Here is a 372-nt window from a genome sequence, read left to right on the forward strand (position 1 = left end):
GTTTTCATTGAATGTAAATTTAAGTACTGATTTTCCAGAATTATGAACGTCACCCATAATGGTTATGCCGGTTATTAGTTGAATTTCACCTAAGAATTGATGTTGGATAGCCTCCCTATCAGTTGACCAATCATCCAATTCACCGAAGATTGCTTTATATAAAAACTCTGTTGTTTCACTTATTAAACGACCTAATACAGGATAATTAGATAACAGGGAATAAAGATTTTGATAATTTTCAAAGTAAGTTTTAACAAAATATTGATACCGTTCTTCTTTTGTACTTCCATGTAGATTTTGTTCAATTCTTTTTTTATTTATCTCATAGATTAGTGTTTTATTAGCTATTTTTAATAACTGATTGCTGATTGG

General features: G+C 29.0%; 1 protein-coding gene. It reads right to left on the reverse strand.

From position 1 onward, the window contains the following. A partial coding sequence (locus SB719_RS19165) for a DUF4135 domain-containing protein (protein WP_412159602.1) occupies positions 1-372 on the reverse strand: 372 nt, incomplete at both ends.

The organism is Pantoea sp. SIMBA_079, assembly GCF_046940275.1.
GTDB lineage: Bacteria > Pseudomonadota > Gammaproteobacteria > Enterobacterales > Enterobacteriaceae > Pantoea > Pantoea borealis.